The organism is Sutterella sp. (genome assembly GCF_030539355.1).
GTDB lineage: Bacteria > Pseudomonadota > Gammaproteobacteria > Burkholderiales > Burkholderiaceae_F > Sutterella.
In genome coordinates this window covers 31,288-45,318 of sequence record NZ_JAUNSF010000002.1, presented here as the reverse complement: position 1 = coordinate 45,318, position 14,031 = coordinate 31,288, and the positions used below count along the sequence as shown (strand labels likewise).

The 14,031-nt window shown below is 64.2% G+C and carries 13 protein-coding genes and 1 tRNA gene; 1 reads left to right on the top strand and 13 read right to left on the bottom strand.

Translation table 11 applies throughout. The annotated features are described in order from the left end of the window. Positions 1–21: 21 nt before the first annotated feature. The 5 genes from pstB to Q4F91_RS00900 all read right to left on the bottom strand — a co-directional run bounded on the left by pstB (position 22) and on the right by Q4F91_RS00900 (position 4,847). Positions 22–828 (bottom strand): phosphate ABC transporter ATP-binding protein PstB, encoded by an 807-nt coding sequence (pstB, locus tag Q4F91_RS00920; RefSeq protein WP_303333883.1) that lies wholly within the window; start codon positions 826–828, stop codon positions 22–24. 24 nt (positions 829–852) lie between these two features. Then, positions 853–1,704 (bottom strand): phosphate ABC transporter permease PstA, encoded by an 852-nt coding sequence (gene pstA, locus Q4F91_RS00915; RefSeq protein ID WP_303333882.1) that lies wholly within the window; start codon positions 1,702–1,704, stop codon positions 853–855. Then, positions 1,701–2,594, bottom strand: coding sequence for a phosphate ABC transporter permease subunit PstC (gene pstC / locus Q4F91_RS00910; protein ID WP_303333881.1), 894 nt, complete (start codon positions 2,592–2,594; stop codon positions 1,701–1,703). The genes pstA and pstC overlap by 4 nt, the downstream gene beginning before the upstream one ends. Positions 2,595–2,650: 56 nt before the next feature. Continuing rightward, positions 2,651–3,466, bottom strand: coding sequence for a PstS family phosphate ABC transporter substrate-binding protein (locus Q4F91_RS00905; RefSeq protein WP_303333880.1), 816 nt, complete (start codon positions 3,464–3,466; stop codon positions 2,651–2,653). A gap of 184 nt (positions 3,467–3,650) precedes the next feature. Next, the gene (locus tag Q4F91_RS00900) at positions 3,651–4,847 is read right to left on the bottom strand and encodes an RtcB family protein (protein WP_303333879.1); all 1,197 of its coding nucleotides are present in this window, start codon (positions 4,845–4,847) and stop codon (positions 3,651–3,653) included. Between the two features lie 659 nt (positions 4,848–5,506). On the opposite strand from Q4F91_RS00900, the gene Q4F91_RS00895 reads away from it, so the two are divergent. Then, the gene (locus tag Q4F91_RS00895) at positions 5,507–6,019 is read left to right on the top strand and encodes a hypothetical protein (RefSeq protein ID WP_303333878.1); all 513 of its coding nucleotides are present in this window, start codon (positions 5,507–5,509) and stop codon (positions 6,017–6,019) included. Positions 6,020–6,176: 157 nt separating this feature from the next. Here Q4F91_RS00895 and Q4F91_RS00890 read toward each other — a convergent pair. The 8 genes from Q4F91_RS00890 to thrS form a co-directional block, all read right to left on the bottom strand. After that, positions 6,177–6,253: transfer RNA gene (locus Q4F91_RS00890), tRNA-Pro, on the bottom strand. 138 nt (positions 6,254–6,391) lie between these two features. Beyond that, complete coding sequence (locus tag Q4F91_RS00885) at positions 6,392–6,751, bottom strand: integration host factor subunit alpha (protein ID WP_303333877.1); 360 nt, start codon at positions 6,749–6,751, stop codon at positions 6,392–6,394. Positions 6,752–6,846: 95 nt separating this feature from the next. Beyond that, a complete protein-coding gene (gene pheT, locus Q4F91_RS00880; protein ID WP_303333876.1) occupies positions 6,847–9,264 on the bottom strand; it encodes a phenylalanine--tRNA ligase subunit beta in 2,418 nt (805 codons plus the stop codon). 20 nt (positions 9,265–9,284) lie between these two features. After that, positions 9,285–10,301 carry a phenylalanine--tRNA ligase subunit alpha gene (pheS, locus tag Q4F91_RS00875; protein WP_303333875.1) on the bottom strand — a complete coding sequence of 339 codons (1,017 nt, stop codon included), beginning with the start codon at positions 10,299–10,301 and terminating at the stop codon, positions 9,285–9,287. 324 nt (positions 10,302–10,625) lie between these two features. Continuing rightward, a complete protein-coding gene (gene rplT, locus Q4F91_RS00870; protein ID WP_303333874.1) occupies positions 10,626–10,976 on the bottom strand; it encodes a 50S ribosomal protein L20 in 351 nt (116 codons plus the stop codon). Positions 10,977–10,998: 22 nt separating this feature from the next. Further along, on the bottom strand, positions 10,999–11,196 hold the full coding sequence (gene rpmI / locus Q4F91_RS00865; RefSeq protein ID WP_139687972.1) for a 50S ribosomal protein L35: 198 nt from the start codon (positions 11,194–11,196) through the stop codon (positions 10,999–11,001). A gap of 164 nt (positions 11,197–11,360) precedes the next feature. Beyond that, positions 11,361–11,882, bottom strand: a complete 522-nt coding sequence (infC, locus tag Q4F91_RS00860) for a translation initiation factor IF-3 (protein WP_303333924.1) — start codon at positions 11,880–11,882, stop codon at positions 11,361–11,363. Positions 11,883–11,970: 88 nt separating this feature from the next. Further along, on the bottom strand, positions 11,971–13,884 hold the full coding sequence (gene thrS / locus Q4F91_RS00855) for a threonine--tRNA ligase (protein ID WP_303333873.1): 1,914 nt from the start codon (positions 13,882–13,884) through the stop codon (positions 11,971–11,973). Positions 13,885–14,031: the final 147 nt, after the last annotated feature.

The following is a 14,031-nucleotide window of genomic DNA, read 5'->3' as shown; positions in this document are numbered from 1 at the left end:
ACTTCCCGAATTTGGTTCGAATTAGCCGAAGCGACCGGTGATGTAGTCCTCCGTCGCCTTCTTCTCGGGACGGGTGAAGATCTTCTGCGTGTCGCCGAACTCAATCAATTCGCCGAGGTACATGAAGGCGGTGTAGTCGGAGACGCGGGCCGCCTGCTGCATGCTGTGCGTGACGATCACGACCGTGTAGTCCTTCTTGAGCTCGTCGATCAGGTCCTCGATGCGCGAGGTCGAGATCGGGTCAAGGGCCGAGCAGGGCTCGTCGAGGAGCAGGACCTCGGGCTTCACGGCGATGCCGCGGGCGATGCAGAGGCGCTGCTGCTGGCCGCCGGAGAGCGAAGTGCCCGGCTCGTTCAACTTCTTCGCGACGTCGTCCCAGAGGGCGGCCTTCTTCAGGGCCCACTCGACGCGCTCCTCAAGGTCCTTCCTCGAGATCTTCTCGCGCAGGCGCACGCCGTAGGCGATGTTGTCGAAGATCGACATCGGGAACGGGGTCGGGCGCTGGAACACCATGCCGACGCGGCTGCGCAGCTCGGTCACGTCGATGTTCGGATCGAGAATGTCGGTCGTGCCCATGCGGATCGAACCGACGGCGCGCTGCTCGGGGTAGAGGTCCTGCATGCGGTTGAGCGAACGCAGGAGCGTCGACTTGCCGCAGCCCGACGGGCCGATGAAGGCGGTCACGCAGCCCTCGGGGATCTGCATCGTGACGTTCTTGATCGCGTGGAACGAACCGTAGTAGATGTTCAGGTCGCGGATGTCGATCTTGGCGGGCGGCATTTCCTTCGGACCGGCCGCATCAAGATGTTCAGGGTGAATCATGGTCATTTCGGATTACTCTTTGAATTCAGATCATTTGCGGCAGCGTTCGCGGATGTAGATGGCCGCGGAGCTCATGACGAGGACGAGGATCAGAAGCACGAGCGCGGTGCCGTACTGGATCGGGCGCGTCGCTTCGATATCCGTGCCGGAGGTCGCGAGCACGTAGATGTGGTAGGGGAGCGCCATGACGGGCTCGAGCGGCGAGACGCCTTCCTTCGGCGTGAAGAACACGCTGCCCGTGTACATGATCGCGGCGGTCTCGCCGGCGGCGCGGGCGAGCGCGAGGATCGAGCCCGTGAGGATGCCGGGGAGCGCGTTCGGCAGAACCACCTTCATCGTGGTCTCGCGGCGCGAGGCACCGAGCGCCAGGCTCGCCTCGCGCCAGTCCTGCGGGATCTGGCTGAGGGCGGCCTCGGTCGTGTTGATGATGATCGGGAGCGAGAGCACCGCCAGGGTGAGCACGCCCGAGAGCAGGCTCACGCCGAAGCCGCAGAAGACCACGAAGAACGTGAGGCCGAAGAGGCCGAAGACGATCGACGGGACGCCCGCGAGGTTGGCGATCGAGAGACGCGTGAGCGTCACCCAGGCCGACGGACGGCTGTACTCGTGAAGGTAGACGGCGCTCGCCACGCCGAGCGGCAGCGCGATGACAAGGGCGCCGAGGGCGAGGCAGAACGTGCCGAGGATGCAGGGCAGGATGCCGCCCTTGGTCATCAGTTCACGCGGGGGCTCCGTGAGGAACTCCCAGGAGAGCACCGGCCAGGCGTTGACGACGATGAGGCCGATGATGGCGAGAAGCGCGCCGATGTCGATCGCGACGGCGAGTCGCATCAGGCCGAAGCCCGAGACCTCGAACCAGCTGCGCAGAGCGGACGATTTCATTTCTTGTTCCCCAGGCCGAAGCGACGGGCGGCGTACCAGGCGCAGAGATTGAAGACAAAGGTGATCAGGAAGAGCACGAGACCCGTGGCGTAGAGCGCGTAGTAGTGCGCGTCACCGACGGCGGCCTCGGCCATTTCAGCGGCGATCGAGCTCGTCATCGGACGGACCGGGTCGAAGATCGACTCGGGGATGATCGCGGCGCCGCCGGCGACCATCAGCACGACCATGGTTTCGCCGATCACACGCGAGATGCCGAGCATCACGGCCGTGGCGATGCCGCCCATGGCCCAGCGAAGCTCAACCTTGCAGAGCGTCTCCCAGCGGGTGGCGCCGAGCGCGAGGCTCGCCTCGCGGATGCCGCCCGGGACGTTCCTGAGCGCGTCCTCGGAGATCGAGGCGATCGTCGGGATGCACATGAAGGCGAGCATGATCGACGCGTTCATGAGGTTCAGGCCCGTGGCGATGCCGAAGGTGTCCTGCAGCCAGGGCGCGAGGATCAGCATGCCGATGAAGCCGATGACGACCGACGGAAGCGCGGCCATCAGCTCGATCAGGGGCTTGACGACCTTCTTGAGGGTCTTGGACATGCCTGCGTGGATCGCGCAGGCCGTGAGAACGCCGAAGGGCACGGCGATGACTGTGGTCACGAGGGCGCAGGTGAGAGAGCCCACGATCAGTGCGCCGATGCCGAAGACCGGGGGATCATCGGTCGGGTACCACTCGGTGTTGAAGAGAAAGTCTTTGAGGGAGACCTGACTGAAGATCGGCAGCGCCTGCGTGAGCAGGAATATGACAATGGCAGCCAGCGCGATAACGCTCACGCCGGCCGCCAGTCCGAGGCACTGCCGGAAGTGCAGGTCAGCCCGAAGTTTTGCGGGCATTGCGGCCATTCCGACTGCTCCTTGTAGTTGTATCGAAGAGGGCTTTCAGACTTCGAAGGCGAGTCTTACTTGACCGGGACGAAGCCGGACTTCTGAACGTCCTTCTGGCCTTCGTCGGAGAGCATGAAGTCGATCAGCTTCTTCGCGTCACCGGCGGGCTCGCCGGCGGTGAAGAGGTAGAGGTCGCGCGAGATCGGCCAGGTCTTGTCCTTGGCGGACTCCATGCCCGGCTTCACGTTGTTGATCGTGAGGGCATGCGTCTGGGCGTCCATGTAGCCCACGCCGATGTAGCCGATGGCGTTCGGGTTCTGCGAGATGGCCTGGACGACACCGCCCGAGGAGGCCTGAATCAGGGCGCGCGGCGAGACGCGGGTCTTGCCCATCACGAGCTCCTGGAAGGTCTCGAACGTGCCCGAGGAGGAGTCACGGCCGACCACGACGATCGGGGCCTTGGCGCCGCCGAGCTGGTCCCACGACTTGATCTTGCCGGCGAAGACGTCCTTCAACTGCTCCATCGTGAGGCCCTTGACGGCGTTCTTCGTGTTGACGACCGGGATGATGGCGTCATGAGCGACGGTGATGCGGACCGTCTTGATGTTGTGGGCCTCGAAGTCCTTGGCTTCCTTGGACTTCAGATCGCGCGAGGACATGGCGATGTCGGTCATGTTGTCGCGCAGGGCCTTGATGCCGTTGCCCGAGCCCGTGCCGGAGATCGTCACGGTGACGTCGGGATTGGCCTTCATGAAGCCCTCCGAGACGAGCTGCATCGCGGGCAGAACCGTGGTGGAGCCGTTCACCGTGACGGTGGCGGCGGAAACGGTACCGGCGGCGCAGGCGAGACCGGCGACGGCGCCGAGGACGGCAATCATGTTCTTCTTCATTTCAACTCTTCCATCTGCCGTGAAACCGGCAGCAAAACACTGGTGAGAAATCTGTGTGCGGGAACGCTTGTTCCTCAGCACGGAACGCAGTATGGAGAGGTGAATTGACCCGGCCGTGACGTTTGAGTGAAGGTTTCGTGACGGCCGGGGGTTGATGTCACATAAGCGTCATAATCCTTGAAAATCAGCCCTTTACGCAGAGGATCTGCCGGTAGCGGTGCACGGTGCGCGTGAGATCCGCCTGGCAGGCCATCACTTCATCGATGGGCTTGTAGGCCGCGGGGATCTCGTCGAGCACGCCCGCGTCCTTGCGGCAGAGAACGCCCTCGGTCTGCCGCACAAGGTCCTCGACCGAGTAGCGGCGCGTCGCCTCCCGGCGGCCCATGGCACGGCCCGCACCGTGCGCCGACGACATGAAGGAATCCTCGCTGCCGAGGCCCTCGACCAGGTACGAGGCCGCGCCCATGCTCCCCGGCACGATGCCGGGCTCGCCCGCCGCGGCGCTGATCGCGCCCTTCCGCGTCACCCAGACTTCCTCGCCGAAGTGGGTCTCGCGGGCGACATAGTTGTGATGGCAGTCGACGAAATCGCCTTCGGGCGCGGCCTGCGGCAGCACCTCCGAGAGCGCGGCGAGCGCGCTCGTGAGCATCGCTCTGCGGTTCCACTTCGCATAGTCCTGCGCCCAGTGCGCGGCGAAGAGATAGTGCTCGAAGAACTCCGTGCCCTCAGTGAAGTACGAGAGCTCCATGTTCGGGAGCACCTCGCCTCTGGCCTCAGTCTCCTTTCTCGCCGCGCGGATGAACCAGTCGGCCATGACGTTTCCGGCGCCCCTTGAGCCCGAGTGGATCATCAGCCAGAGCGCCCCCGTCTCGTCCGCGGTGAGCTCGATGAAGTGATTGCCGCCGCCGAGCGTGCCGATCTGACGGCGCCAGCTCATGCCCGTCATGCGGTTGAGGATCCCGGGCGTCCGGCTGTTGATTTCCTGCATTCCGAGGGCGAGGTGATATACAGCCTCATGGCACACGTCCTTCTTCTCGCGCTGCGTGAAACCGACCGGAATGCGGCGCAGCAGGGCGTCGAAGATCTCCCGCGCCGCCGCAGCGCTCACGTCATTTCTCGTGAGCGTCGTCTTCTGCAGCAGCATGCCGCAGCCGATGTCGACGCCCACGGCGGCCGGAATCACCGCCCCCTTCGTCGCGATGACGCTCCCGATCGTGGCGCCCTTCCCTTCATGCACGTCCGGCATCGCCGCGACATGGTGAAAGACGAAGGGCAGCCGCGCGACGTTCTCGAGCTGCCGCAGGGCCCCGGGCTCGATGTTCTCGGTCCAGATGCGGACGGGAACGCCGCCCGCGGGCGTGAGTTCAATTGCAACAGGCATTTCTTGTTCCTTCTCTTTTCTCTTGCGGCGGCCGGGCACCTGGCGCTCCCGCAGCCTTTCCGAGGCCGCGGACTGATGCGTGTCATCTCCATGTGTCGCGGGTCGCCGCGGGGAACGCGCTTTCAGGGCGTTCCGGAACCGGAGCTCCGGGACGGAAGGACGGAAGCCGCCCGACCGGTATTCATCCGTGTGTTCTTGAAGAGGGCCGCAAACGCCCTCCGAGGTCAGCGGTCAGCGCCGTGGCCGCCCTATGCCTGGCTCGAGTCGAAGAGTCCGGCCGCGCTCCGCCATGCCGCCCAGTCGGGCAGTGCATGGGGTCACCGCGCTCGGGAGAGCGGCGTGACGGAAGGCTCCGGCAGAGGCATGCGCCGGAGCCGCGGAAACTGCGGACTTCAGGCTTCTCATGATCTTCGGCTCAGCATGTGCTTTGTTGGAAGGTCTCTTGTGATTTGAAAGGTTCTCCGGCGCCCCGGCCGCTTCGTCGGAGATGACAGCCGGCCGGTCCGGGAACTGCGCGGGTGCTGCTTGAGCGCCGTGCTCAGCACAGATTAGCAGTGCCGGCGCATTTGGAAAAGTCAGGCATTCAATGCACAATTGGAATGATCCGTGCCAGAGGCTGACGCACTGAAGAAATATCACGACCCTCAGGGAGTCCACATATGTTGAAGCATGGCTCTATCGCCGCCCTCATTTCCGCCCTGCTCCTCTCCGGCTGCGCCGTGACGCTCGAGGACTTCATGATGCTCACGCCCGAGGAACGCGCCCGGCAGGTCTGCTCCAACGCGGAGGCGGTGCGCAGCCTCAACGCGCAGATCACCGCGCTCGCCCGCACGAAGGCGCAGACGGAGGCCGACCTCGCCCGCGGCTATAAGCTGCACCGCGAGTGCCGCGAAATTCCCGTCCAGGTCGGCAGCAGAACGCACTGCCGCGACGTACCGGGCGGCCGTGACTGCCGCACCACGCCCGAGATCGCCTACCAGACGCAGTGCCGCGACATCCCGGTCGCGCTCAACCTTGAACTCGAGCGCCAGAAGCTCGCTGAGATCAACTCGATGCTGCCGACCCTCACTCAGAAGCTCTCCACCATGTCCGACGCGTGCTACCGGGCCACGCTCCTCATGCCCGCGGCGATGAGCTACGAGTACTACAGAAGCGGAACCATGCCGCAGTGACCAGGACTTCACTCGCCGAGGCCCGCCGGGAAAGACCCCCGCGCGGGCCTTTTGCTGACCATCCTGAGAATCTTGCCTGGTCATCAAATTGATTTTCCTGAAATTTCGGAAAATCCAGATAACAAAAAAGGCCATCTTGCGATGACCTCATTTGTTCTGGTCGGGGCGGCGGGATTCGAACTCGCGACCCCTTGCACCCCATGCAAGTGCGCTACCAGGCTGCGCTACGCCCCGAACAGGAGGCGCATATTACCTCAAGCACCGGAAAAAAGCAAGGTCTGCTCCGCTCAGAAGCGAAACAGACCCCGGTCCGGGCTTGCCGTTCACGGGCACACCCGGTTTTTCCTCTGCGCACAAGGCTGAGGCTCGGAATCAGCGCGAACGCTTCTTTTCCGTTCCGTCGGGAAGAAGGTTCTCCGTCACGCGGGCATTGAGCGTTCCGGACGGATGGAACGTGACGACGCGGCGCTCGGAGATCGTCACCGTCTCGCCGGTCTTCAGGTTGCGGCCCGGGCGGGCGACCTTGTCACGGACCGAGAAGTTGCCGAGTCCGGGAATCTTCACCGTGTTGCCCTTCTCGAGGTGCTCGATGATGAGCTCGAAGAAGGTCTCGACGATGAGCTTCGCGTGCGGACGATCAAGCTCCGGAATCTGCTCAATGAGGGCCTCGGCGATCCAGGCCTTGTTAAGCGTGCGGCCGTCGATCAGTTCGCTGTCTTCATCAGTGATCATTTTTTTAACTGCTGGACGTAGTTAATGGGAACCCTGAGGGAAACGGGGGACGGCCGGTGCCGGAACGTCCCCCTTCAATGGGTCTGCCTGAGGAATCAGGCGCGCAGACGCGCACCGACGCTCTCAAGCGCCTCGAGAATCGCGCGGACGGCGCCTTCGGTCTGAAGCTCCGTGAGCGCTTCCTCGGTGCGGCTGTTGAGCTCGATGGCGAAGGCGAGCGACTTCTCGTCGGCGCCGGCGCCTTCCTTCGGACGGTAAAGGTCGAAGAGGCGGAAGCTCGTGAGCGGCGCAAGGCGCAGATCCTTCTTCTTCGCCTCACTGACGGCGTTGAAGAGCGTCTCGACCTCGGTCGCGGCGGGCACCACGACCGCGAGGTCGCGGGTGACCGGCTGGAACTTGCTCACCGGGGTGTAGGTCGGCAGCGGCACGTTGAGCACCGGCTCGACCTCGATCTCGAAGACGACCGGGGCGTGCGTGAGCTCAAACTGCTGCATCACGCGCGGATGGAGCTCGCCGATGAAGCCGATGCGCTTGTCGCCCAAGTAGATGCCCGCCGAGCGGCCCGGATGGAGCGCCGGGAAGGTCTCCGCGACGAAGCGGACCTTGAGCGGCGCGACGAGGCGCTCGACGTCACCCTTGACGTCGAAGAAGTCCGTGCGGCGGCCCGCGACGCCCCACTGCGAGTCGAGGGCGTCGCCGTAGGCGAGACCCGCGATGTGCTGCGGCTGATGCACGCCCTTGACGGTCCAGGGACCGGAGGCGACGCTCTCGTCCGGGAAGAACACGCGGCCAAGCTCGAAGACACGGACGCGCTCGGCGCGGCGGTTGAGGTTGTAGCGCAGGATGTCGACGAGACCGCCGATGAGCTGCGTGCGCATCACGGAAAGCTGCGAGGCGATCGGGTTGAGCAGGCGGATGGGCTTGTCGTTGTCGGCGTAGGCCTTCTCCCACTCCTCCGGAACGAAGGAGAAGTTGATGAGTTCCTGGTAGCCGAGCTTGGCGAGCTCACGGCGCAGCGTGTGGCCCGTGCGGCGCTCCTCGTGCGAGATCTTCATCGCGGTGCGGGTGAGCGGCGGACGGTCCGGGAGCTTCTCGTAGCCCCAGATGCGGGCGACTTCCTCGATCAGATCCTCCTCGATCTCGATGTCGAAGCGGAAGGAGGGCGGGATCACGGTGAAGACGCCGTTCTCGAAGGTGTGCTCGAAGCCGAGGCGGGTGAAGCTCGCCTCCATGGCCTCGACGGGGATGTCGACGCCCACCACCTTGCAGCAGCGGTCGACGCGCATCGTGACGGGCTTGCGCTCGGGGATGTTCGCCTGGACGTCCTCGACCGGGCCCACCTTCGTCTCGGGGGTGCCGCAGATGTCAAGGACGAGCTGCGTGATGTACTCGATGTGCTCGACCGTGCTCGCGAAGTCCACGCCGCGCTCATAGCGGTAGGCCGCGTCGGTGGAGAAGTTGAGCTTGCGGCAGCGGCCCTGGATCGCCTTCGGGAACCAGAAGGCGGACTCGATGAAGAGATCCGTCGTCTCCTCGGTGATCGAGCTCGACTCGCCGCCCATGATGCCGGCGAGGCACTCGGGGGTGTCGTTCGCGCAGATGACGCCGAACCACGGGGTGAGGTCGACGGTCTGGCCGTTGAGGAGCTCGACCTTCTCGCCCTCGCGCGCCCAGCGGACGCTGAGGCTGTCGCCGTGGATCTTGTTGAGATCGTAGAAGTGCGACGGACGGCCGAGCTCGAGCATCACGTAGTTCGAGATGTCGACGAGCGCGGAGATCGGGCGCTGGCCGGCGCGCTCGAGGCGGGCCTTCATCCAGTCCGGGGTCTTCGCGGCGCCGTTCAAGCCCTTGATCACGCGGTGCGAGAAGCGGCCGCAGAGGTCGGCGGCCTCGATCGTCACAGGGAGCTTCACGTCGCTGTTGGCGGGAACCGGAGCCATCGACGGGAGGATGAGCGGAGCGCCGGTGATGGCGTGCACGTCGCGGGCGACGCCCACGACGGAGAGCGCGTCGCCGCGGTTCGGCGTGAGCTTCAGTTCGATCTTCGCGTCGTCGAGACGGGCGTACTCGCGGATGTCGGCGCCCACGGGGGCGTCGTCGGCGAGGATCCAGATGCCGTCATGGTTGTCGTTGATGCCGAGCTCGCGCGTCGAGCAGAGCATGCCCATCGACACGACGCCGCGGAGCTTGCTCTTCTTGATGCGGAAGTCGCCCGGGAGCACGGCGCCGATCATGGCGCACGCGACCTTGATGCCGGCGCGGCAGTTGGGGGCGCCGCAGACGATCTGCAGGTTCTCGCCCGTGCCGACGTTCACCTCGCAGACATGCAGGTGATCGGAGTTCTCGTGGTCACGGCAGGTGAGCACCTCGCCCACGACGACGCCCGTGAAGGCGGGCGCGCAGGCGGTGACTTCCTCGACCTCGAGGCCGGCCATCGTGAGCGCATCGGCGAGCTCATCGGTGGAGAGCGCCGGGTTGACGTACTGGCGCAGCCATTCTTCAGTGAAAATCATTTTGTCTTGTCCGCCGAAAATCAGTTGAACTGGCGCAGGAAGCGCAGGTCGCCCTCGAAGAAGAGGCGAAGGTCGTCGATGCCGTAGCGCAGCATCGTCAGGCGCTCAAGGCCGGAGCCGAACGCGAAGCCGATGTGCTTCTCGGGATCGAGGCCGAAGTTGCGCACCACGTTCGGGTGCACTTCACCGGCACCCGAGATCTCGAGCCAGCGGCCCTTGCGCGGACCGCTCGTGAACATCATGTCCACCTCGACGGAGGGCTCGGTGAACGGGAAGTAGGACGGGCGGAAGCGGACGACGAGGTCGTTCGTCTCGAAGAAGCAGCGCAGGAAGTCGCTGTAGACGCCCTTGAGGTCCGTGAAGCTGATGTCGGTGTCGATCCAGAGACCCTCGACCTGATGGAACATCGGCGAGTGCGTGGCATCGCTGTCGACGCGGTACGTGCGGCCCGGGGCGATCACCTTGATCGGGGGCTGGTGGGTGCGCGAGTAGCGGACCTGCAGCGGCGACGTGTGCGGGCGCAGCGGCAGCGGACGGCCTTCCTCGTCATTGCGGTCCACGTAGAACGTGTCCTGCATCGAGCGGGCCGGATGGTTGGGCGGGTTGTTGAGCGCGGTGAAGCTGAACCAGTCGCTCTCGATCTCGGGACCGTCGGCCACGTCGAAGCCGATCGTGCGGAAGATTTCCTCAACGCGCATCCAGGTGCGCACGACCGGGTGGATGCCGCCTTCGGAGCGGCCGCGGCCCGGCAGCGTCACGTCGATCTTCTCGGCGGCGAGCTTCTCGTTGAGCGCCTGCTCGGCGAGGGCCTCGCGGCGGGCGTTGAGCGCAGCCTCGATCTGGGCCTTGGCGCGGTTGATTTCCTGGCCGCGGGCACGACGCTCCTCGGGGGCGAGCTTGCCGAGTTCCTTCATGAGCCCGGTGAGCGCGCCGGTCTTGCCGAGATATCGCGCCTTGGCGTCCTCGAGCGCGGCAGCCTGGCCCGCAAGGGCGAAATCACGCTGCGCGGACTCGATGAGTTCGGAAAGTTCCTGCATTTCGTATTCCAAAACAGTTTCACTTGGTCGGGTGGCGCCGCAGCGGTCCTCTCTGGGATCCGCTCCGCACCGCCCTCGCCCCGGCGAGCCGGACTCCGCGCCGCATTTCCGACGCAGGGCTCTTCGGTGCCGGGTTCCTCAATGATGCGAACGCGAGGCAGTCACAACACGCCTCGCGCACAGAAAACAAAGGCCAAATTTTACAACCAATTCTTTGAGAATGCTGAAAAAAAAGGACCCGGCTCTTTCGAACCGGGTCCTTTCAGAAGCCTTTGTTCAGGCTGCCGCGGTGTCTCACCGGGGCTTTTCCCTCACAGGGATCTATCAGGCGTTCTTGACCGAGGCGACGAGGGCGGCGAAGCCTTCCTTGTCGAACACAGCCATGTCGGCGAGGACCTTGCGGTCGAGGCCGATGCCGGCCTTCTTCAGGCCGTTCATGAACACCGAGTAGGTCATGCCGTTGGCACGGGTGCCAGCGTTGATGCGGGCGATCCACAGACGGCGGAACACGCGCTTCTTGTTGCGACGGTCACGATAGGCGTACTGACCGGCGCGCATGACGGCCTGCTTGGCAACACGGAAAACGTTGTTGCGACGCAGACGATAGCCCTTCGAAAGGGTGAAAATCTTCTTATGACGGGCACGGGCCGTCACACCACGCTTCACACGAGGCATCTTTTAATCTCCTTCTCTCAGATTAGGCGTAGGGCAGCATGCGCTTGACGGACTTGATATCCGACTCGTGCACCGTGACCATGCCGCGCAGCTGACGCTTGTTCTTCGTCGTGCGGTGGGAAAGGATGTGGCGCTTCGTGGCGTGGGCGCGCTTGATCGAGCCGCTGGCACGCGGCTTGAACCGCTTCGCAGCGGCGCGCTTGGTCTTCATCTTCGGCATTTGCCGTTCCTCTTTATTGGATAAGCCCCGGGCGTCCCGGGCGATTCGCTCAGGCACTTCATTGAGCCTGGGGCCTACTTGTTATGCTTTCGGCCCGGTCGATGGATCCGGGCCTCAGCGAAAGACTGCGATTCTACACACTTCCTCGGGAAGCGTGTGGAAAATCAGCGCTTCTTTTTCGGGGCGAGCACCATGATCATCTGACGGCCCTCGAGCTTCGGGGCGTGCTCGACCTGAGCGATCTCGGCGAGCTCGTCACGGACTCGGTCCATCAGCTGGCTGCCGAACTGCTGGTGCGCCATCTCACGGCCGCGGAAGCGGAGGGTGACCTTCGCCTTGTCGCCGTCGGAGAGGAATCGCACGAGGCTGCGAAGCTTCGTCTGGAAGTCGTTCTCGTCCGTGGCCGGGCGGAACTTCACTTCCTTGATCTGAATGACCTTCTGCTTCGCCTTGGCTTCCTGGGCCTTCTTCTGTTCCTGATAGCGGAACTTGCCGTAGTCCATCAGACGGCAGACAGGCGGGACCGCGTTGGGGGCGACCTCAACGAGATCAACGTCCTCCGCCTCGGCCATGCGAAGGGCCTCAACGGTGCGGACAATACCGATCTGGGCGCCGTCGACGCCGGTCAGTCGGACCTCAGGAACTCGGATCTCACCATTGATCCGATGCTTGCGATCTTGAGCTATGGCTCTTCTCCAAAAACTGTGAGATGAATGGGCAGGCTCCCCGAATCAAGTGGGGGAGCCTGATAACCCTTTTATTTTAGCGGATGCTTCAGGCGCGGCTGCGCTTTTCGTTCTCTTCGAGAGCGAGTTTGATGAAGTCCTCGATCTTCATCACGCCGAGGTCCTTGCCGCCGCGCATGCGCACGGAAACCGTCCCGGCCTGCGCTTCCTTCTCGCCGACGACGAGGATGTACGGAATCTTCTGCAGGCTGAGCTCGCGAATTTTATAGTTGATCTTTTCACCGCGCAAATCCGTCGTGACACGGATGCGGGCCTCGTGAAGCTTGGCGGCAACAGACTTCGCGTAGTCGATCTGGTTGTCCGTGATCGGGGCGACGGCGCACTGCACCGGAGCGAGCCAGAGCGGGAAGGCACCGGCGAACTCCTCGATCAGCATGCCGATCCAGCGCTCGAGCGAGCCGAGGATGGCGCGGTGGAGCATGACCGGGATCTTGCGGGTGTTGTCCTCGCCGACGTACTCGGCGCCGAGGCGGCCCGGCATCTGGAAGTCGACCTGGATCGTGCCGCACTGCCAGGAACGGCCGAGGCAGTCCTTCAGGTGGTACTCGATCTTCGGGCCGTAGAAGGCACCCTCGCCCTCGAGGATGTCGTACTTGATGCCGATCGCGTCAAGGCTCGCCATCAGGGCATGCTCGGCCTTGTCCCAGATCGCGTCCTCGCCGATGCGCTTCTCGGGGCGCGTGGCGACCTTGTAGGCGATCTCGGTGAAGCCGAAGTCGGCGTAGACCTCCTGGACGAGGCGGGTGAAGTCCTCGCACTCGGCGAGGATCTGGTCCTCGGTGCAGAAGATGTGGCCGTCGTCCTGGGTGAAGCCGCGCACGCGCATCAGGCCGTGCAGGGCGCCGGAGGGCTCGTTGCGGTGGCACTGGCCGAACTCGCCGATTCGCAGCGGCAGGTCACGGTAGCTGCGGAGCTTCGAGTTGAACACCTGGATGTGGCCCGGGCAGTTCATCGGCTTCAGGGCGTAGTAGCGGTTCTCCGATTCGGTCGTGAACATGTTCTCGCGGTACTTGGCCCAGTGACCGGAGCGCTCCCAGAGCGAGCGGTCGAGCAGCTGCGGGGCCTTGACCTCGTTGTAGCCGTTGTCCTGGTAGACGCGGCGCATGTACTGCTCGACGACCTGCCAGAGAGCCCAGCCCCTGGCGTGCCAGAAGACCATGCCAGGGGCCTCGTCCTGCAGATGGAAGAGGTCGAGCTCGCGGCCGAGGCGGCGATGGTCGCGCTTCTCGGCCTCGGCGAGCATCGTGAGGTAGGCCTTCTGATCGTCCTTCGTCGCCCAGGCGGTGCCGTAGATGCGCTGGAGCATCTCGTTCTTGGAGTCACCGCGCCAGTAGGCGCCGGCGACCTTCATCAGGTGATGCACCTTGAGCGCGCCCGTCGAGGGGACGTGGGGGCCGCGGCAGAGGTCGACGAAGTCGCCCTGACGGTAGAGCGAGATCACCTCGCCCTCGGGGATCGACTCGATGATCTCGGCCTTGTAGTGCTCGCCGAGACCCTTGAAGAAGGCGATCGCGTCGTTGCGGGGCATCTCCTCGCGCACGATCGGGATGTTCTTCTTGACGAGCTCGTCCATGCGGGCCTCGATTCTCTCGAGATCCTCGGGCGTGAAGGGGCGCGAGTAGGAGAAGTCGTAGTAGAAGCCGTTCTCGATCGACGGGCCGATCGTGACCTGCGCCTCGGGGAAGAGCTCCTTGACGGCCTGGGCCATCAGGTGAGCCGTCGAGTGGCGGATGATCGAGAGGCCCTCGGCGTCGCGGCCGGTGATGATCGAAACCTCAGCGTCCTTCGAGACGACGGTCGAGAGGTCGACGAGCTTGCCGTCGACACGGCCGGCAAGCGCGGCCTTCGCGAGGCCCGCGCCGATCGATGCGGCGATTTCAGCGACGGTAACCGCGCCCGGATACTCGCGCTTCGATCCGTCAGGAAGGGTGACTGCTAGCATTTTTCAATCCTCACAAAATTTGCGGGCATAAAAAAAGTGCGGACTTGAGCCGCACTTTTTCTGTTTCCTGAGTCTGCCGACAACTATGCGCCCACGCCCTGTCTTCAATGACGGAGCGCTGTTGTTCGCACATTCATCGCGATGAAC

Excerpts from the sequence above, each read along its gene's own strand:
- pstB (WP_303333883.1), bottom strand. The coding sequence starts at position 828 with ATGACCATGATTCACCCTGAACATCTTGATGCGGCCGGTCCGAAGGAA.
- pstA (WP_303333882.1), bottom strand. The coding sequence starts at position 1,704 with ATGAAATCGTCCGCTCTGCGCAGCTGGTTCGAGGTCTCGGGCTTCGGC.
- pstC (WP_303333881.1), bottom strand. The coding sequence starts at position 2,594 with ATGGCCGCAATGCCCGCAAAACTTCGGGCTGACCTGCACTTCCGGCAG.
- Q4F91_RS00905 (WP_303333880.1), bottom strand. The coding sequence starts at position 3,466 with ATGAAGAAGAACATGATTGCCGTCCTCGGCGCCGTCGCCGGTCTCGCC.
- Q4F91_RS00900 (WP_303333879.1), bottom strand. The coding sequence starts at position 4,847 with ATGCCTGTTGCAATTGAACTCACGCCCGCGGGCGGCGTTCCCGTCCGC.
- Q4F91_RS00895 (WP_303333878.1), top strand. The coding sequence starts at position 5,507 with ATGTTGAAGCATGGCTCTATCGCCGCCCTCATTTCCGCCCTGCTCCTC.
- Q4F91_RS00885 (WP_303333877.1), bottom strand. The coding sequence starts at position 6,751 with ATGATCACTGATGAAGACAGCGAACTGATCGACGGCCGCACGCTTAAC.
- pheT (WP_303333876.1), bottom strand. The coding sequence starts at position 9,264 with ATGATTTTCACTGAAGAATGGCTGCGCCAGTACGTCAACCCGGCGCTC.
- pheS (WP_303333875.1), bottom strand. The coding sequence starts at position 10,301 with ATGCAGGAACTTTCCGAACTCATCGAGTCCGCGCAGCGTGATTTCGCC.
- rplT (WP_303333874.1), bottom strand. The coding sequence starts at position 10,976 with ATGCCTCGTGTGAAGCGTGGTGTGACGGCCCGTGCCCGTCATAAGAAG.
- rpmI (WP_139687972.1), bottom strand. The coding sequence starts at position 11,196 with ATGCCGAAGATGAAGACCAAGCGCGCCGCTGCGAAGCGGTTCAAGCCG.
- thrS (WP_303333873.1), bottom strand. The coding sequence starts at position 13,884 with ATGCTAGCAGTCACCCTTCCTGACGGATCGAAGCGCGAGTATCCGGGC.